We start from the raw sequence: 18225 nt of genomic DNA, 5'->3' as shown, positions 1-18225 counted from the left end.
TCTTGCGTCGTGCCCACGCTCGTCCTCGTCCGCCACGGCAAGGCGGACACCCCCCTCGGCCTGCAGGACATCGCCCGCCCCCTCACCGAGCGGGGTCGCGCGGACGCGGCCGCCGCCGGTCGCTGGCTGTCCGAGCACGTCGCCGCCCCCGACCTGCTGGTGACCTCCCCCTCGCGCCGCACGGAGGAGACCACGGCACGCCTGCTGGACGCCTGGTGCGTCGAGCCGTCGATCGTGGACGAGGAGCGGGTCTACGAGGCCTCCGTGGGGGACCTGCTGCGCCTGGTGCGCGGGCTGGACACCGACCGTCCCGAGTCGGTCGTGGTCCTGGTCGGCCACAACCCGGGCCTGTCCGACCTGCTGGAGGCGCTCACCGGCGAGGTGCAGCAGCTGCGCACCTGCGGTGTCGCGGTGCTCGACGTGGCGGGGGAGTGGGCCGACGCCGACACCACCAGCTGCACGCTGCGCGCGGCGCACACGGCCCGCGCGTGATCGTGCGCGCCGCCACCGCGCGAACGGCGGCGGCGGGGGGACCGGCGGCGCCCGCCGCCCGCGCCGGGGCAGACTGACCCCCGTGGGCCACGTCGACGTCCAGGCCGTCAGCCACGAGCTGCCCGACGGCCGCCCCCTGCTGCACGAGGTGACCTTCCGCGTCGCCGACGGCACCACCACCGCGCTGGTCGGCCCCAACGGCACCGGCAAGACGACGCTGCTGCGGCTGGTCGCCGGTGACGAGCCCGTCCAGTCCGGGGCCATCGCCCGCAGCGGCGGCCTCGGCGTCATGCGGCAGTTCGTCGGGTCGCTGCGCGACGCCACCACCGTCGGCGAGCTGCTGGTCTCCGTGGCCCCGGCGCCGCTGCGCGCGGCCGCCGCGGCCGTGGACGCCGCCGAGGCGGCGATGCTGGAGACGGACGCCGAGCGCGAGCAGATGCGCTACGCGCAGGCCCTGGCCGACTACGCCGACGTCGGCGGCTACGACGCCGAGGTCGGCTGGGACGAGTGCACCACCGCCGCGCTGGGGACGGGTTTCGAGGGCTGCCGGCACCGCCTGGTGCGCACGCTCTCGGGCGGGGAGCAGAAGCGGCTGGTGCTGGAGGCGCTGCTGCGCGGGCCCGACGAGGTCCTGCTGCTGGACGAGCCGGACAACTACCTCGACGTGCCGGGCAAGCGGTGGCTGGAGGAGCAGCTGCGGGCCACGGCCAAGTCGGTGCTGCTGGTCAGCCACGACCGCGAGCTGCTGTCCGCCGCCGCCGACCGCATCGTCACGCTGGAGCCCGGTGCGCTGGGTGCCGTCTCGTGGGTGCACGGCGGTTCCTTCGCCACCTACGGCGAGGCCCGCACCGCGCGCGGGGAGCGGCTGGAGGAGCTGCGACGGCGCTGGGACGAGGAGCGCGTGAAGCTGCGCGCCCTGGTGCTGGCGCTGCGTGAGAAGGCGAAGTTCAACGACGGCGTGGCCTCGCGCTACGCCGCGGCGCAGACGCGGCTGGCGAGGTTCGAGGAGGCGGGGCCGCCGCAGGCGCCGCCGGCGGTGCAGGACGTGCGGATGCGCCTGCGCGGCGGCCGCACCGGCAAGCGGGCCGTGGTGTGCGAGGGGCTGGAGCTGACCGGCCTGATGCGGCCGTTCGACGCCGAGCTGCACCTGGGCGACCGGGTGGCGGTCCTGGGCTCCAACGGCTCGGGCAAGTCGCACTTCCTGCGGCTGCTGGCGGCCGGGGGCTCCGACCCCGACCCCGAGCACGCCCCCGTCGACGAGCACCCCGTCGCAGCGGTGCCGCACGCGGGCGCCGTGCGGCTGGGCGCGCGGGTGCGGCCCGGCTGGTTCGCGCAGACGCACGAGCAGCCCGCGCTGGTGGGCCGCACGCTGCTGGACGTGCTGCACCGCGGCACCGCCCACCGCGCCGGGCTGGACCGGGAGGCGGCCGCGCGGGCGCTGGACCGCTACGGGCTGGCGGGGGCCGCCGAGCAGCGCTTCGAGCACCTGTCCGGCGGGCAGCAGGCCCGGTTGCAGATCCTGCTGCTGGAGCTGTCCGGCGCCACGCTGCTGCTGCTGGACGAGCCCACCGACAACCTCGACCTGCACTCGGCCGAGGCGCTGGAGCAGGCGCTGGCCTCGTTCGAGGGCACCGTGGTGGCGGTGACCCACGACCGCTGGTTCGCCCGCGGCTTCGACCGCTTCCTCGTCTTCGGCGCCGACGGGCGGGTCGTCGAGAGCGCCGAGCCCGTGTGGGACGTGGCGCGGGTGGCGCGCGCCCGCTGATCCACCCCGGTGCGGCGCGCAGCCGTTTTGACCCTTCGGTACCGGGCCGGGTAACGTCATTGGTCGTTGTGCCCACGCAGTGCCTGTCCGCCCGGAAACCCGGAGCAGACGGCCCCGAGCGCGGGCCCGTTCCGCAATCGTCTCGAGGAGATGGGCAAGCCCCGTGCGCACGTTCACCCCGAAGCCCGGCGACATCGACCGCCGCTGGCTCGTCATCGACGCGGAGGACGTCGTCCTGGGTCGCCTCGCGTCGCAGACGGCCGCCCTCCTCCGCGGCAAGCACAAGCCGACCTTCGCGCCGCACGTCGACGGCGGCGACTTCGTCGTCATCGTCAACGCCGCCAAGGTGGCCCTGACGGGGGCCAAGCGCGAGCAGAAGATCGCCTACCGCCACTCCGGGTACCCCGGCGGCCTGAAGGCCACGAGCTACGTGGACCTGCTGGAGCAGAACCCCGAGAAGGCCGTGGAGAAGGCCGTCCGCGGGATGCTGCCGAAGAACTCGCTGGGACGGCAGATGCTGTCCAAGCTCAAGGTCTACGCCGGCCCGGAGCACCCGCACGCGGCGCAGCAGCCGCAGCCCTTCGAGCTGACCCAGGTCGCGCAGTGAGCGCTACCCCCACTGCGAACTGACTGAGGAGAACCGTGGCCGAGTACACCACCGAGACCGTCGACGACATCACCGAGTCCGACGAGTTCACCGGCACCTACACCAGCGAGTCCGCGCAGCCGCAGACCGGCGGCAGCAGCGTGATCGCCCCCGGCGGGGCCACCGGCCGCCGCAAGGAGGCCGTCGCTCGCGTGCGCATCGTCCCCGGCTCGGGCAAGTGGTCGATCAACGGCCGTGAGCTGGAGAGCTACTTCCCGAACAAGGTGCACCAGCAGCTCGTCAACGAGCCGTTCCGGGTCACCGCGCTCGAGGGGTCCTTCGACGTCATCGCCCGCATCCACGGCGGTGGCTCCTCCGGCCAGGCCGGTGCGCTGCGCCTGGGCGTGGCCCGTGCGCTCAACGCGGTCGACCTCGAGGCGAACCGCCCGGCGCTGAAGAAGGCCGGGTTCCTGACCCGCGACCCGCGCGCCATCGAGCGCAAGAAGGCCGGTCTGAAGAAGGCCCGCAAGGCGCCGCAGTTCAGCAAGCGCTGATCCGCGCCCGCACCCGCGGGCACGCACAGCTCACACCGCGACGGCCCCGGGGGGAGAACCCCGGGGCCGTCGTGGCGTCGAGAAGCATTGGACCGAGTGGGGGACGGACGCGTGGGGCGGCTCTTCGGCACCGACGGGGTGCGGGGTCTGGCGAACGTCGACCTGACCGCGGAAACGGCCCTCGGCCTGTCCGTGGCGGCGGCGACGGTGCTCGCCGCGCCGGGTGGGGCCGCGCACCCGCGCGCCCTCGTGGCCCGGGACCCGCGCGTGTCCGGGCAGTTCCTGTCCGCGGCCGTCGTGGCGGGGCTCGCCAGCGCCGGCGTGGACGTGCTGGACGTGGGCGTGGTGCCCACCCCCGCGCTGGCCCACCTCGTCGACGTCACCGGCGCCGACTTCGGCGTGATGCTGTCCGCCTCGCACAACCCCATGCCGGACAACGGGCTGAAGATCTTCGCCCGCGGCGGCACCAAGCTGCCCGACGAGGTCGAGGACGCCGTCGAGCGGGAGTTCCGCGCCGGCGGCGGCCGCCGTCCCACCGGTGCCGCGGTCGGCCGCGTGCACGCCGGCCCGGACGTCGAGCAGGACGCCGCCGACACCTACGCCGCGCACCTGCTGTCCACCCTGCCGAACCGGCTGGACGGCCTGCACGTCGTCGTGGACTGCGCCAACGGGGCGGCCAGCGCCATCGCCCCGCGCGTGCTCGCCGAGGCCGGGGCGCGCGTGACCACCCTGTTCGCCCACCCCGACGGGCTGAACATCAACGACGGCTGCGGGTCCACCCACCTCGGCCCGCTCACCGAGGCCGTCCTCGCCCACGGCGCCGACGTCGGCATCGCGCACGACGGCGACGCCGACCGCTGCCTCGCCGTGGACGCGACCGGCCAGGTCGTGGACGGCGACCAGATCCTCGCCGTGCTGGCGCTGGCGATGCGCGAGCGCGGGGAGCTGCGCGAGTCCACCCTCGTGGCGACCGTGATGAGCAACCTCGGCCTGCGGCTGGCCATGCAGCGCGAGGGAGTGCGGCTGGTGGAGACGGGCGTGGGGGACCGCTACGTGCTCGAGGCGCTGGGTGCCGGCGGCTGGAGCATCGGCGGTGAGCAGAGCGGCCACGTCGTCCTGCCCGCGCACGCCACCACCGGCGACGGCGTCCTCACGGCCCTGCACCTGCTGGCGCGGGTGGCGAGCACCGGCCGCTCGCTCGCCGACCTGGCGGGCGTCGTGCAGCGCCTGCCGCAGGTCCTCGTGAACGTGCGCGGCGTGGACAAGTCCCGCACCGGGCAGGACGAGCACCTGCGCGAGGCCGTCGCGGCGGCCGAGGCCGAGCTGGGCGAGACCGGCCGCGTGCTGCTGCGTCCCAGCGGTACCGAACCGCTCGTGCGCGTCATGGTCGAGGCCGCGCGCACCGAGCACGCCCAGGAGGTCGCCGACCGCCTGGCGGGCGTGGTGCGCGAGCGCCTGGCGCTCTGACGCCCCTGGGCGCAGCGCCCGCACCGGAAAACCCCTCGCCCGCACCGCGGGTGCCCTGGCTCACTGGTGACGTGCACGTCCTGACCACCAGCACCGACGACCCCGCCCGCGCCGCGTGGGCGGCGGAGCACTTCGACGACTGGTACGCCGCGCAGGCCGCCGGTGAGTCCCACGGCCGCGCCGACCCGGCGCTGTGGCAGCCGGGGGAGCGGCGAGCCCAGCTGGAGCACGGCACCGTCGACGACCGGATCCACCTGCTGCTGGCGCGCGACGCCGCCGGGGCGGCGCTCGGCGCGGCCGAGGTGTGGCTGCCCGTGCACGACAACGCGCACCTGGCGATCGTCGACGCCGCGGTCGTCCCCGCCCACCGTCGCCGCGGGGTGGGCACCGCGCTGCTGCGCGCCGGCCTGGACGTGGCCGCCGCGGCCGGCCGCACCCGCGTGCGCTCCACGACGGAGCGTCCGGTGGGCGTGGCCGCCGGCGACTGGCCCGGCTCGGCCGCCGCGACCGCGTGGGGGTTCGCCGTCGCCCAGGCCGTCGTCCGCCGCCAGCTGCTCCTCCCGCCGCGCCCGGGGCTGCTGGACGAGCTGGAGCGCGCCGCCGCCCCGCGCGCCACCGGGTACGCGGTGCGGACCTGGGCCGGCCCCGCGCCGCAGGAGCACGTCGACGCGATCGCGCACCTGGCGTCGCGGATGAGCACCGACGCCCCCCGGGGGGAGCTGAGCACCACCCCGGAGGTGTGGGACGCCACCCGGGTGCGTGAGGGGGAGGTGCTGCGCACCGCGCAGGGCCGGCGGTGGTGGACGGCGCTGGCCCTGGCCCCGGGCGGCGAACCCGTCGGGTACACGGTGCTGGTGAACTCCCGGCACGAGCCGCAGCGGCTGCTGCAGCACGACACCCTCGTGGTGCGCGAGCACCGCGGCCACCGCCTCGGGCTGCTGCTGAAGGTGGCGTGCCTGCGGGCGGCGCTGCACGACGTGCCCGGTGCCGAGCGGGTCACGACCTGGAACGCCGCGTCCAACGCGCCGATGGTCGCGGTGAACGAGGCACTCGGGTTCCGCTGCGACGAGGTCGTCGAGGAGCTGGAGGCGCCCCTGGAGGCGGTGCGGGCCGCCGCGGGGGGCGTGGCGGCCGGGGTGGCCCGCTGACGCGGCGGGCTCAGAGCTTGCGCAGCCGCACCTGCTGCACGGAGTGGTCCGGGCCCTTGCGCAGCACGCACGTGGCCCGGCCACGGGTGGGACGCACGTTCTCCACGAGGTTGCGCTCGTTGATGTCCGCCCAGATCCGCTGCGCCCGCGCCACGGCCTCCTCGTCGCTGAGGGCGGCGTAGCGGCGGAAGTACGACTGCGGGCGGTTGAACGCGGTGCGCCTCAGCTCCAGGAACCGCGACACGTACCAGGAGCGCACGTCGTCGGTGCGCGCGTCGACGTAGAGCGAGAAGTCGAAGTAGTCGCTGACGGCCACGCCCTGCGTGCCGTCGGCGCGGACCCGCGCCGGCTGCAGCACGTTCAGGCCCTCCACGATGAGCACGTCGGGGCGGCGCACCACGGTCTCCTCGCCGGGGACGATGTCGTACGTCAGGTGCGAGTACACCGGCGCGCGCACCTCCGCCGCCCCGGACTTCACCGCGGAGACGAACCGCAGCAGCGCCCGGCGGTCGTAGGACTCCGGGAAGCCCTTGCGCTCCAGCAGCCCGCGCCGCTCCAGCTCGGCGTTCGGCAGCAGGAACCCGTCCGTGGTGACCAGCTCCACGCGCGGCGTCTCCGGCCAGTGCGACAGCAGCTCGCGCAGCACGCGCGCCGTGGTGGACTTGCCGACCGCCACCGACCCCGCGACGCCGATGACGAACGGCGTGCGCCGTGCCCGCTCACCCAGGAACGTGGACGTCGCCGCGTGCAGGCTCCCGGCGGCCCTCTCGTACAGCGTCAGCAGCCGCGACAGCGGCAGGTACACCTCCTCCACCTCGTGCAGGTCGACCCGGTCGCCCAGGCCGCGCAGCCGCGCGACGTCCTCGGCGGTGAGGGTCAGCGGGGTGGCGGCGCGCAGCCGGCTCCACTCGGCCCGGTCGAGCACCACGTAGGGGGAGGTCTCGCGGGGCCCCTCGCGGGGGCCGTCGCGGGAGGGGTCGGGCACGGCCGGCTGCCTGACCGGCGCGGGCGACGTCCCGGGCAAGGGTCCGGCCGAGCTCACCGGCGGCACGGTACCCGCTGCCGCGCGGTGCACCGGGCACCCGCCCGACCGTCGGCCGCCCCGGCGTCGCCCGCCGCGCCCCCGCGTCACCCACCCGGCCGGACGGGTGCACCCGCACGGGTGGCCGTGCACAGGTCGTGCACACCGCGCTCCCCGCCGGGGCGGGGGACGGACCGTACGCTTGCTGCCCATGTGCGGCATCGTGGGCTACGTCGGGCGACCCGGGGCACCGGGCGCGGCAGCGGAGGGCGGCCCCGCCGTCGTCCTGGAGGGGCTGCGGCGGCTGGAGTACCGCGGGTACGACTCGGCGGGCATCGCCGTCGTCACCGGCGACGGCGTGGCCGTGCGCAAGCGCGCCGGCAAGCTCGCCAACCTCGTCGAACTGCTGGACGCCGACCCGTTGCCGGACACCGGCACCGCGATCGGGCACACCCGCTGGGCCACCCACGGCGGCCCCACCGACGCCAACGCGCACCCGCACGTCGACGCCGCCGGCCGGGTGGCGGTCATCCACAACGGCATCGTCGAGAACTTCGCGGCGCTGCGCGCGGAGCTGACCGAGGCGGGCGTGGAGTTCACCAGCGAGACCGACACCGAGGTCGTCGCCCACCTGCTGGGCGCCCAGTACCGCCTCACCCCGGACCTCACCGAGGCGATGCGCGCGGTGTGCGCCCGGCTGGAGGGCGCGTTCACGCTGCTGGCCGTCCACGCCGACGCCCCCGGCACCATCGTCGGCGCGCGCCGCAACTCCCCGCTCGTCGTCGGCCTGGGCGAGGGCGCGAACTACCTCGGCTCGGACGTGGCGGCGTTCATCGCGCACACCCGCGAGGCCCTGGAGCTCGGCCAGGACCAGGTCGTCACCATCACCCCCGACGAGGTGCGCGTCGTCGGCTTCGACGGCACGCCCGCGCAGGGCCGGCGCTTCCACGTCGACTGGGACGCCTCCGCCGCGGAGAAGGGCGGTTTCCCGAGCTTCATGGCCAAGGAGATCCACGACCAGCCGCAGGCCATCGCCGACACCCTGCTGGGGCGCACCGACGCCGCCGGCCGCCTGCAGCTGGACGAGATGAAGATCACCGAGGCCGAGCTGCGCAGCATCGACAAGATCGTGGTCATCGCCTGCGGCACCGCCGCCTACGCCGGGCAGGTCGCCAAGTACGCGATCGAGCACTGGTGCCGCATCCCGGTGGAGGTGGAGCTCGCCCACGAGTTCCGCTACCGCGACCCCGTCGTGTCCGAGCGCACGCTCGTCGTGGCGATCTCGCAGTCCGGCGAGACCATGGACACGATCATGGCGGTGCGCCACGCCCGCGAGCAGGGCGCCAAGGTGCTCGCGATCTGCAACACCAACGGCTCCACGATCCCCCGCGAGTCCGACGCCGCGCTGTACACGCACGCCGGCCCGGAGATCGCCGTGGCCTCCACCAAGGCGTTCCTCGCGCAGATCACCGCCTGCTACCTGCTGGGGCTGTACCTGGCGCAGCTGCGGGGCAACAAGTTCGCCGACGAGGTCGCCGAGGTCCTCGCGCAGCTGCACGAGGTCCCCGGCCAGGTGCGCCAGGTCCTCGACGGCCTCGAGCAGGTCCGCGAGATCGCCCGGTCCATGGCCGACACCCGCTCGGTGCTGTTCCTCGGCCGGCACGTCGGCTACCCGGTGGCGATGGAGGGCGCCCTGAAGCTGAAGGAGCTGGCCTACATCCACGCCGAGGGCTTCGCCGCCGGCGAGCTCAAGCACGGCCCCATCGCCCTCGTCGAGCCCGGCCAGCCCGTGTTCGTCGTGGTGCCCAGCCCGCGCGGGCGCGACTCCCTGCACGCCAAGGTCGTCTCCAACATCCAGGAGGTGCGCGCCCGCGGCGCCCGCACCCTCGTCATCGCCGAGCAGGGCGACACCGACGTCGAGCCGTACGCCGACGTCGTCATCCGCGTCCCGCGCACCTCCACCCTGCTGTCCCCGCTGCTGGCGGTGGTGCCGCTGCAGGTGTTCGCGTGCGAGCTCGCCACCGCCAAGGGCCTGGACGTCGACCAGCCGCGCAACCTCGCCAAGTCCGTCACCGTCGAGTGAGGCGCACCCCGCCGCGGGTGGCGCGGACCCCGCGTGGGACCGTGTCCGCCTGCGGAGGGGGCTGAGGATGATCGTCGGAGTGGGCATCGACGTGGTCGACATCGCGCGGTTCGTGCGGCAGCTCCAGCGAACGCCGCGGCTGCTGGACCGGCTGTTCGGCGACGGCGAGCGCGGCCTGCCCGCCGAGTCCCTCGCCGCGCGCTTCGCCGCCAAGGAGGCCGTCGCCAAGTCGCTCGGCGCTCCCGTGGGCCTGGTGTGGCGCGACGTCGTCGTCGAGCGCGAGGACGGCCACCGCCCCGAGATCGTCGTGCGCGGCAGCGCCGAGCGCATCGCCCGCGAGGCCGGGGTGCAGCGCTTCCACCTGTCCCTGTCCCACGACGCCGGCATCGCCACCGCCATGGTCGTCGCCGAGGGCGCGTGACGCTCCGCTGACGCACGGCTGAAACCGCGCTGAGCCGTCCGGGGAGCCGCCGGCGAGCGCCCGGGGCCCGTCGGTGCCAGGGTCGGAGCGTGATCGAAGCGCACGCCACCGCCGACGTCCGCGCCGCTGAACGCACCGTGATGGCCACCGCCCCCGAGGGCACCCTCATGCAGCGCGCCGCCACCGCCCTCGACGCCGAGTGCGCCGCCGTGCTGCGCGCCACCACCGGCCGCGTCACCGGCCGCCGCGTCGTCGTCCTCGCCGGCGCCGGCGACAACGGCGGCGACGCCCTGTTCGCCGCCGCGCGCCTCGCCGGCCGCGGCGCCGGCGTCCTCGTCCTCACCACCGCCGGCACCGCCCACCCCGAGGGCCTGGCTACCGCCGTGGCCGCCGGCGCGCGCGTGCGCCCCTTCGACGACGAGGGCCCCGCCGCCTGCCGCGCCGCCGACCTCCTCCTCGACGGCGTCGCCGGCATCGGCGGGCGCGGCGGCCTGCGCGCCCCCCTCGACGAGCTGCCCGCGGCCCTGGCCGGCGCCGGCGAGGACGGCCCCGTCGTCGTCGCCGTCGACCTGCCCAGCGGCCTGGACGCCGACCGCGGCGCCGTCGAGGGCGGGGTGCTGCACGCCGACGTCACCGTCACCTTCGGCACCGCCAAGCCGGCCCACCTGCTGGCCCCCGCCGCCGCCCGCTGCGGGCGCGTCGTCGTCGCCGACATCGGCGTGCGCGAGCAGCTGCCCGCCCCCGCGGTGCGCCGCGTCGAGCCCGCCGACGTCGCCGCCCGCTGGCGCCGCCCCGGCCCCGGCGACGACAAGTACTCCCGCGGTGTCGTCGGCGTCGTCGCCGGCGGCCCCGACTACACCGGTGCCGCCCTGCTGGCGGTCGACGCCGCCGTGCGCGCCGGCGCCGGCATGGTGCGCTACCTGGGCCCCGAGCACCCCGCCGAGCTGGTGCGCCACCACCGTCCCGAGGTCGTCGTCGGCCCCGGCCGGGTGCAGGCGTGGGTGCTGGGGCCGGGCGTGTCCCCCGACGACGACGAGCAGCAGCAGCGGGTGCGCGAGGCGCTCGCCTCCGGGGAGCCGGCCGTCGTGGACGCCGGCGCGCTGGCCGGGTTGCCCGAGGGCCTGGGCCCGCAGCACGTCCTCACCCCGCACGCGGGCGAGCTGTCCCGCCTGCTCGGCGTCCTCGGCGAGGACGTGCCCCGCACCGCCGTGGAGGCCGACCCGCTGCCGCACGCCCGCCGCGCCGCCCGCGCCACCGGCGCCACCGTCCTGCTGAAGGGCTCCGTCACCACCGTCGCCGGCCCCGACGGGCGCGTCCTCACCGCCGCGTCCGCCCCCGCCTGGCTGTCCACCGCCGGGGCGGGGGACGTGCTCGCCGGCGTCCTCGGCGCCGCCCTCGCCTCCCGCGCCGCCGAGCTCGCGCGGGACCCGGCGCTCGCCGCCGAGGTCGCCGCCGACGCGGCCGTGCTGCACGGCTGGGCCGCCGCCCTCGCCAGCGCCGGCGGGCCGATGAGCGCGCTGGACGTCGCCGAGGCGTTGCCGGCGGCCCTGACGTCGCTGCCCGGCTGGTAGGCGCCCCGTCGGTGGGGCGCGGTGGGTGCCGGACGCCGCCTGCCGCACCACCGGGCCCCCACCGCTCGCGGGTCTGGGGCGCCGTGCCGGGCAGCGACACGGCGCCGCCGTGGTGGGGGAGGGGAGGTCGGGGCCGCCGGGTACCGTCGGAGCGTGGGCTCACCCGTGGACGAGGCCGTGGACCCGGCCGCCGCACCCGCTCGCCGCACCCCGCCCGAGCCGTCGCCGGGGCTGCCGGCCGAGGCCGTCGTCGACCTGGACGCGATCACCGGCAACGCGGCCGCTCTGCGCGAGCGGCTCGGGTCCGCGCAGCTCATGGCCGTGGTCAAGGCCGACGGGTACGGGCACGGCGCCGTGCCCGCCGCGCGCGCAGCGCTGGCCGGCGGGGCGAGCTGGCTGGGCGTGGCGCACGTGCACGAGGCGCTCGCGCTGCGCGGGGCCGGGATCGCGGCGCCGGTGCTGGCGTGGCTGCTCACCCCCGGGCTGGACCTGGGCGCGGCCGTGGCCGCGGACGTGGACCTGTCGGTGGCCGCTCCCTGGGCGCTGGCGGAGGTGGTGGCCGCCGCGCGCGCCACCGGGCGCACCGCCGGCGTCCACCTGGAGCTCGACACCGGCATGTCCCGCGGCGGCGCCTCCCCGGAGCGGTGGGTGGACCTGCTGGACGCCGTCGCGCAGCACGTCGCGGAGGGTTCGGTGCGGGTGCGCGGCACGTGGGCGCACTTCGCCTCCGCCGACGCCCCCGGCGACCCCTCCGTGGACGCGCAGCTCGACGCCTTCACCGCCGCGGTCGCCACCGCCCGCGCCCGCGGGGTCGACCCCGGGCTGCTGCACCACGCGAACTCCCCGGCGGCGCTGTTCGACCCGCGCGCCCGCTTCGACCTGGCCCGCTGCGGCATCGCGCTGTACGGGATCAGCCCGGCACCGCACGTGGCCTCGTCGGCGCGGCTGGGGCTGGTGCCGGCGATGACGTTGACGGCGCGGCTCGCCCACGTGCGCCCGGTGCCGGCCGGTGCGGGCGTCTCCTACGGCCTCACCCACCGCACGCCCCGCGCCACCACGCTGGGCCTGGTGCCCGTCGGGTACGGCGACGGGCTGCCGCGGCACGCCTCCTCCCGCCCCGGCGGCGGCGGGTCGGTGCTCGTGGCCGGGCGGCGCCGGCCGGTGCTGGGGCGGGTGTGCATGGACCAGGTGGTCGTCGACCTCGGCGGCGAGGAACCGGCGCCGGGGGAGCCGGTGGTGCTCTTCGGCGCGGGCGAGGCCGCCGGCCGGCCGGCCGAGCCCACGGCGCAGGACTGGGCAGAGGCCGCCGGCACCATCGCGTACGAGGTCGTCACGCGCATCGGCCCGCGGGTGCCGCGCCGCTGGACCGGGGGCACGGCGTGAGGGTCGCCGGGGTGCTGCGCCCGCGGCGGCGCGTCGCGGTCGCCCGCGAGGAGGTGCAGCCGCTGGCCGGGGAACCGGTCGAGGTGCAGACCGACGACGGCGCGTGCCTGCACGTGGAGGTCGACCCCGCCGACCCCGCGCAGGTGGTCCCCGGCGCACCGACCGTCGTGCTGTGCCACGGCTACGGGCTGTCGGCCGACGCCTGGCACTTCCAGCGCCTGGCGCTGCGCGGCCGGTACCGCCTCGTGCTGCCCGAGCACCGCGGCCACGGCCGCTCCACCCGGGGCCCCGCCGGGCCGGTGGGGGTGGCGCGGCTGGCCGACGACCTGGGGCAGGTCCTCGACGTCGTGGCGCCCACCGGCCCGCTGGCGCTCGTGGGCCACTCCCTCGGCGGCATGACGATCATGGAGCTGGCGGTGCGCCGGCCCGACCTGCTGGAGCGCGTCCGCGGCGTCGGCTTGGTCGCCACCAGTTCCGGCGGGCTGGCCGCGTTCGACCACGGGCTGCCGCTGCTGGGCCGGCACCTGGTGCGCTGGGCCGAGCAGGCGCTGCAGCGCACCGCGGAGCGCGCCGACGTCCTGGAGCGCGGCCGCCGTCTGGGCGCGGACGTGGAGCAGCGCCTGGTGTCGCACTGGTCGTTCGCCTCACCGGTGTCCCCGGAGGTGGAGCGGCTGGCCGCCCGCATGATGGGCGCCACCTCGGTGGGCACCATCGCCGACCTGCTGCCGGCGTTCGGCACCCTCGACGAGAGCGAGGCGCTGGTGGCGCTGGCCGGGCGGGCGGTGCTGGTGATCGCCGCCGAGCGCGACCTCATGACGCCCGCAGCGCACGGGCGCACCATCGCCGACGCGGTCCCCGGCGCCGAGCACGTGCTGGTGCGGCAGGCGGGGCACCTGGTGATGCTCGAGCACCCCGCGGTGGTCACCGCCCGGCTGGAGCGGCTGCTGGCGCGCGCCGCCGGGGACGTCGGGCCCGGTGGGGGCGACGAGGTCGTCCTGCCGGTGGCCGCCCGCTCGCGCCCGAGGCGGGTGCGGCGGTGAGCGCCCCGCTGGAGCTGGAGCTGGAGCTGCCCACCGCGGAGGCCACCGGGGAGTTCGGCCGCCGCCTGGGAGCGCTGCTGCGCGCCGGGGACCTGGTGGTCCTGTCCGGCGACGTCGGCGCGGGCAAGACGACGATGACCCGCGGGCTGGCTGACGGGCTGGGCGTGCGGGGGCCGGTGACGTCCCCCACGTTCGTCATCGCCCGGGTGCACCCCTCCCTGCGCGGCGGCCCGCCGCTGGTGCACGTGGACGCCTACCGGGTCGGTTCCCTGGCGGAGGTCGACGACCTGGACCTGGACGCGGACGCCGACGAGGCCGTCACCGTCGTGGAGTGGGGCGCCGGGCTGGTGGAGGACCTGAGCGGGCAGCGCCTGGAGGTGCACCTGGAGCGTCCGCACGGCGCGGCGCCGGCGGGGGAGTCCGGTGAGGTGCCGGTGGAGCCGCGCGCCGCGCGCGTGGTCGCGCACGGCGAGCGGTGGGCGGGTGTGGACCTGGCCGGCGCGCTGGGCGCCGGCGCGTGAGCGGCCCCCGAGGGCAGCGTCCTGCCGGCGACCGGCCTCGCGGGTCGGGGAGCCCGGGGGCCACGCCCTAAGCTGCGCGGCGTGCTGCTGCTCGCCCTGGACACCGCCACCGACGGGGTCGCCGTGGCGCTGCACGACGGCACCCGCGTGCTGGACGCGCGCCGTGCCGGCGACGCCCGCCACCACAACGAGGTCCTCGTCCCCACCATCGCCGAGGCGCTCGCCGCCGCCGGTCGCGAGCGCGGCGAGGTCACCGACGTCGCGGTGGGCGTGGGGCCGGGCCCGTTCACCGGCCTACGGGTGGGGCTGGTCACCGCCCGCACCCTGGCGCTGGCGTGGGGCGCGGCGCTGCACGGGGTGTGCGCGCTGGACGCGCTGGCCGCGCAGGCGGTCGCGCAGGGCGCGGTGCCCGCGGAGGGGGAGTTCCTCGTCGCCACCGACGCGCGCCGCCGCGAGGTGCACACGGCGCGCTACCGCGTCGAGGGCGGCCGCCCGGTGCGCCTGGGCGGCCCGGACGTGGTGGCGCCCTCGGCGGTGCAGCGCGACGGGCTGACCGTGGTGGGGCGCGGTGCCGCCCTGTACCCGGAGGCGCTGGGACCGGCCGGCCCGCTGGCCGACGTCGACGCGGGGTTCCTCGCGCAGGTGGCCGTGGACGCGCTCGACGGTCGCGGCGGGCCGGGGCTGCTGCCGGCGGAGCCGCTGTACCTGCGGCGGCCGGACGCGGTCGAGCCCGGCGCCCGCAAGCGCGTCACCGCGTGAGCGGGTGCGCGGTCCGGCCGGCGCGCCGGTGATCGACAGCGGTTGACACCGCCCGAGGGAGTGGGAGGGTGTGATCGCCGCCGCGACCCGTCGGCGGTCCGCCCGATCCGGCACCGCCCCAAGGACAGCGCCGTCCCCGTTCCCGGAGGCCCCATGGACGCCGTCGAACCCGCCTACGGCACCGCCACCCTGCTGCTCATCGCAGCGGGTGCCGTGGCAGTGCTCCTGCTGCTCATCATCAAGTTCAAGCTGCACGCCTTCCCCGCGCTCGTGCTCGTCAGCGTGCTGACGGCCGTGGCGACGGGGATCCCCACCGGCGACATCGTCGACACCCTCAGCACCGGCTTCGGCGGCACGCTCGCCAGCGTGGCGCTGCTCGTCGGCTTCGGCGTCATCATCGGGCGCCTGCTGGAGGTGACCGGGGGCGCGCAGGTGCTCGCCGACACCCTGATCGCCCGCTTCGGGGAGAAGCGCGCCCCGCTGGCCCTGGGCGTCGCCTCGCTGCTCTTCGGCTTCCCGATCTTCTTCGACGCCGGTTTCGTCGTCTTCCTGCCGATCATCTTCTCCGTGGCCCGGCGCTTCGGCGGCTCGGTGCTGCGCTACGCGCTGCCCGCGGCCGGCGCCTTCGCGATCATGCACGCGTTCGTGCCGCCGCACCCGGGTCCGGTCGCCGCGGCCGAGCTGCTGGGGCTGAACGCCGACATCGGCCTGCTCATCATCGTCGGCTTCGTGGTGGCGGTGCCCACGTGGTTCGTCTCCAGCTACCTGTTCGGCCTGTGGGCGGCGAAGCGCACGGACGTGCCGCTGCCGGCGGAGTGGGCCGGGCACGCGGCGAAGGCCGGCGGGGACCACGGCACCAACCGCGAGTCCTCCACCGGTGCGGGCAGCGGCAGCGCGGCGGGGGCGGTCGGCGACGGCCGCGACGACGAGCCCGCGGGCGGCGGGAACGAGGGCCTGCCCGGCCCGCCGCCGTCGTTCGGCACCGTCCTGCTCCTGCTCCTGCTCCCGCTGGTGCTGATCTTCCTGAACACCGGCCTGAACACGCTGGCCACGGCGGGCAGCGTCGACGGCGACGCCGGCTGGGTGCAGACGCTGCGCCTGATCGGGCAGACGCCCATCGCGCTGCTCATCGCGGTGCTGGTGGCGATGGTCGTCCTGGGTCGCGGCCGCTTCGACAAGGGCTCCGTGGAGGACCTCGCCAACGGCGCGCTCGGCCCGGTCTGCGCGATCATCCTCATCACCGGCGCCGGCGGCATGTTCGGCTACGTGCTGCGCACCAGCGGCATCGGCGGCGCGCTGGCCGACACCCTGGAGGCCGCCGGCCTGCCGATCATCCTGGCCGCGTTCATCATCTCCCTCGGTCTGCGCGTGGCGCAGGGCTCGGCCACGGTGGCGCTGACGACGACGGCCGGGCTCATCGCCCCGGCCGTGCAGGGCGCGGGCCTGTCGTCGCTCGACCTGTGCTTCGTCGTCATCGCCATCGCCGCCGGCGCGACGGCCCTGAGCCACGTCAACGACTCCGGCTTCTGGCTGGTGGGGCGCTTCCTCGGCATGGACGTGCCCACGACGCTGCGCACCTGGACCGTGATGGAGACGATCATCGGCGTCGTCGGCTTCGCGCTGGCGTGGCTGGGGTACGTGCTCCTGTGACGGCCGTGCTCGCCCCGGGAGCGCTCCTCGCGCCGATGCGCTGGTGGCACGTGGCCGACGCGCAGCGCCTGGAGGCCGACCTGTTCGGTCCCACCGCGTGGTCGGTGGAGACGTTCTGGGGCGAGCTGGCGGCCCCGGGCCGCACCTACCTCGTCGCGCTGGAGGGCGAGGAGGTGGTCGGCTACGCCGGGCTCGTGGTCTCCGGCGCCGACGCCGACGTGCAGACCGTCGGCGTGGCCCGCGCCGCGCAGGGTCGCGGGCTGGGCCGGGCGCTGCTGCACGAGCTGCTGGCGGCGGCCCGTGCGGGCGGCGCCACGCACGTGCTGCTGGAGGTGCGTGCCGACAACGAGCCCGCGCAGGCGCTGTACCGCAGCGAGGGGTTCGAGCAGATCGCCCGCCGGGCGCGCTACTACCAGCCCGGCGGCGTCGACGCCCTGGTGATGCGCACGCGGGTGTGAACCTCAGCCCACCGGTTCCACGACGAGCACCGACTGCCTGCCGGCCACCCGCGTCAGCACCACCGTGGCCGGCGTCGAGCCCTTCAGGGCGAGCTGGCGGCGCAGGACGTCCGGGTCCACGGCGGTGCCGCGCTTCTTCACCGTCAGCGGGCCGACGTCGCGCTCGCGCAGGTACCGGCGCAGCGGCTTCAGCCCGAACGGCAGCACGTCGAGCACGGCGTAGGAGCGGGCGAACGGCGAGGCGGCCGGGCCGTCGGTGGTGACGTAGGCGATGGTCTCGTCCACCAGACGGCCGCCGAGCAGCCGCGCGGCGGCACCGACGAGGCCGGCGCGGACGACGGCGCCGTCCGGCTCGTGCAGGTGGGTGCCCACGGCGCCGACGGCGGGGACGGGGTTGTCCGCGTCGTCCAGCTCGGAACGCTCCCCGCCGCGCACCACCAGGGCGCTGCGGCGCACGCCCGGCCGGGCCAGCGGCCCGCACCACAGCGCCGCCTCCACCACGTCGCCGTCCACGGACGTCCACTGCGCCTCCGCGCCGGCGGGCACCAGCTCGTGCGGCAGGCCGGGGGCGAGCTTGGCGCCGGTGGCGGGCACCCGCGCGGCGGTGGCGAGCACGAAGGACAGCGGCGGGGAGGTCGCCTCCGGGTCGAGGAGGCGCCGGCCGCCGGCGGTGCGGCGGGCGGGGTCGAACCAGGCGCCGTCGCCGGGACCCAGCTCGTCGACGACGCCGGCGGTGACGTCGGCGCAGCGGACCTCGCCGCGCCCGGCGAGGTTGGCGGCGGCGGCCGCCGCGGTGCCGGGGTCGGCGTCGACGGCGAGGACGTCCAGGCCGGCGTCGGTGAACGCGAGGGCGTCGGCGCCGATGCCGCAGCCGAGGTCGGCCACCCGGCGCACCCCGGTGGTGGTGAAGCGCCGGGCGTGCTCGGCGGCGACGACGGCGCGGGTGGCCTGCTCCACCCCGGCGGCGGTCAGCAGCAGCCCGGCCGCGCGCGGGCCGAGCTTGGCGGCGGCGCGCTCGCGCAGTCGCGCCTGCGTCATCGCCAGGGCGACGAGGGCGGGCTCGTGGCCCTCGCGGCGCAGCCGCTGCCCCAGGGCGAGCGGGTCGGCCGGGCCGGCGGCGGCGAGCACGTCCAGCAGCGCGCGCCCGGCGGGGGAGGTGAGCGCGGCGACGTCGGCGGGGTCCACCCCGGGAGCGTGCCAGCCGGGGGACACGCCTGGCACTCGCGGGTCGGGAGTGCTAACTTCTGACGCAGCGTCGGTGGCACTCCTCCCGCGGGAGTGCCAGACGCGAGACGGGCCGCCCGGC

The 18225-nt window shown here is 77.0% G+C and carries 17 protein-coding genes; 15 read left to right on the top strand and 2 right to left on the bottom strand.

Going from position 1 to position 18225, the window contains the following annotated elements; all coding sequences use genetic code 11:
* Window positions 1-9 precede the first annotated feature (9 nt).
* The 6 genes from MN205_RS09780 (at window position 10) to MN205_RS09755 (ending at window position 6012) form a co-directional block, all read left to right on the top strand.
* Window positions 10-492 (top strand): histidine phosphatase family protein, encoded by a 483-nt coding sequence (locus MN205_RS09780; protein ID WP_242126723.1) that lies wholly within the window; start codon window positions 10-12, stop codon window positions 490-492.
* Window positions 493-574: 82 nt separating this feature from the next.
* Entirely contained in the window at window positions 575-2257 is a 1683-nt protein-coding gene (locus MN205_RS09775) for an ABC-F family ATP-binding cassette domain-containing protein (RefSeq protein ID WP_242126721.1), read from the top strand.
* 163 nt (window positions 2258-2420) lie between these two features.
* Window positions 2421-2864: a 50S ribosomal protein L13 gene (gene rplM / locus MN205_RS09770; protein ID WP_242126718.1), complete on the top strand. Its 444-nt coding sequence runs from the start codon at window positions 2421-2423 to the stop codon at window positions 2862-2864.
* Window positions 2865-2899: 35 nt separating this feature from the next.
* Entirely contained in the window at window positions 2900-3397 is a 498-nt protein-coding gene (gene rpsI / locus MN205_RS09765) for a 30S ribosomal protein S9 (protein WP_374115901.1), read from the top strand.
* Between the two features lie 111 nt (window positions 3398-3508).
* Window positions 3509-4864 (top strand): phosphoglucosamine mutase, encoded by a 1356-nt coding sequence (glmM, locus tag MN205_RS09760; RefSeq protein ID WP_374115907.1) that lies wholly within the window; start codon window positions 3509-3511, stop codon window positions 4862-4864.
* Window positions 4865-4935: 71 nt separating this feature from the next.
* Window positions 4936-6012: a GNAT family N-acetyltransferase gene (locus tag MN205_RS09755; protein ID WP_242126713.1), complete on the top strand. Its 1077-nt coding sequence runs from the start codon at window positions 4936-4938 to the stop codon at window positions 6010-6012.
* A gap of 10 nt (window positions 6013-6022) precedes the next feature.
* Here MN205_RS09755 and coaA read toward each other — a convergent pair whose 3' ends face one another.
* Complete coding sequence (gene coaA, locus MN205_RS09750) at window positions 6023-6997, bottom strand: type I pantothenate kinase (RefSeq protein ID WP_242126711.1); 975 nt, start codon at window positions 6995-6997, stop codon at window positions 6023-6025.
* 247 nt (window positions 6998-7244) lie between these two features.
* Between coaA and glmS the strand changes: the two genes are divergently transcribed.
* From glmS to rimI, 9 genes are all read left to right on the top strand, one after another.
* Complete coding sequence (glmS, locus tag MN205_RS09745; RefSeq protein WP_242126709.1) at window positions 7245-9116, top strand: glutamine--fructose-6-phosphate transaminase (isomerizing); 1872 nt, start codon at window positions 7245-7247, stop codon at window positions 9114-9116.
* A gap of 67 nt (window positions 9117-9183) precedes the next feature.
* Complete coding sequence (locus tag MN205_RS09740; protein ID WP_242126708.1) at window positions 9184-9537, top strand: holo-ACP synthase; 354 nt, start codon at window positions 9184-9186, stop codon at window positions 9535-9537.
* Between the two features lie 89 nt (window positions 9538-9626).
* Window positions 9627-11108, top strand: a complete 1482-nt coding sequence (locus MN205_RS09735; RefSeq protein ID WP_242126706.1) for an NAD(P)H-hydrate epimerase — start codon at window positions 9627-9629, stop codon at window positions 11106-11108.
* Between the two features lie 231 nt (window positions 11109-11339).
* Complete coding sequence (gene alr, locus MN205_RS09730; protein ID WP_255818824.1) at window positions 11340-12491, top strand: alanine racemase; 1152 nt, start codon at window positions 11340-11342, stop codon at window positions 12489-12491.
* The gene (locus MN205_RS09725; protein ID WP_242126702.1) at window positions 12488-13531 is read left to right on the top strand and encodes an alpha/beta fold hydrolase; all 1044 of its coding nucleotides are present in this window, start codon (window positions 12488-12490) and stop codon (window positions 13529-13531) included. The genes alr and MN205_RS09725 overlap by 4 nt, the downstream gene beginning before the upstream one ends.
* Window positions 13528-14052, top strand: coding sequence for a tRNA (adenosine(37)-N6)-threonylcarbamoyltransferase complex ATPase subunit type 1 TsaE (gene tsaE / locus MN205_RS09720; RefSeq protein WP_242126699.1), 525 nt, complete (start codon window positions 13528-13530; stop codon window positions 14050-14052). The genes MN205_RS09725 and tsaE overlap by 4 nt, the downstream gene beginning before the upstream one ends.
* 81 nt (window positions 14053-14133) lie before the next feature.
* A complete protein-coding gene (gene tsaB, locus MN205_RS09715) occupies window positions 14134-14811 on the top strand; it encodes a tRNA (adenosine(37)-N6)-threonylcarbamoyltransferase complex dimerization subunit type 1 TsaB (RefSeq protein WP_242126698.1) in 678 nt (225 codons plus the stop codon).
* A gap of 153 nt (window positions 14812-14964) precedes the next feature.
* Entirely contained in the window at window positions 14965-16461 is a 1497-nt protein-coding gene (locus MN205_RS09710) for a GntP family permease (RefSeq protein WP_242126696.1), read from the top strand.
* Between the two features lie 5 nt (window positions 16462-16466).
* Complete coding sequence (gene rimI, locus MN205_RS09705) at window positions 16467-16919, top strand: ribosomal protein S18-alanine N-acetyltransferase (protein ID WP_242126694.1); 453 nt, start codon at window positions 16467-16469, stop codon at window positions 16917-16919.
* 3 nt (window positions 16920-16922) lie between these two features.
* Here rimI and MN205_RS09700 read toward each other — a convergent pair whose 3' ends face one another.
* Entirely contained in the window at window positions 16923-18104 is a 1182-nt protein-coding gene (locus MN205_RS09700; RefSeq protein WP_242126693.1) for a class I SAM-dependent methyltransferase, read from the bottom strand.
* Between the last annotated feature and the right edge of the window lie 121 nt (window positions 18105-18225).

It is taken from the genome of Kineococcus sp. TRM81007 (assembly GCF_022669155.1).
Classification (GTDB): domain Bacteria; phylum Actinomycetota; class Actinomycetes; order Actinomycetales; family Kineococcaceae; genus Kineococcus.
This window is presented reverse-complemented; position numbering and strand designations above follow the sequence as displayed.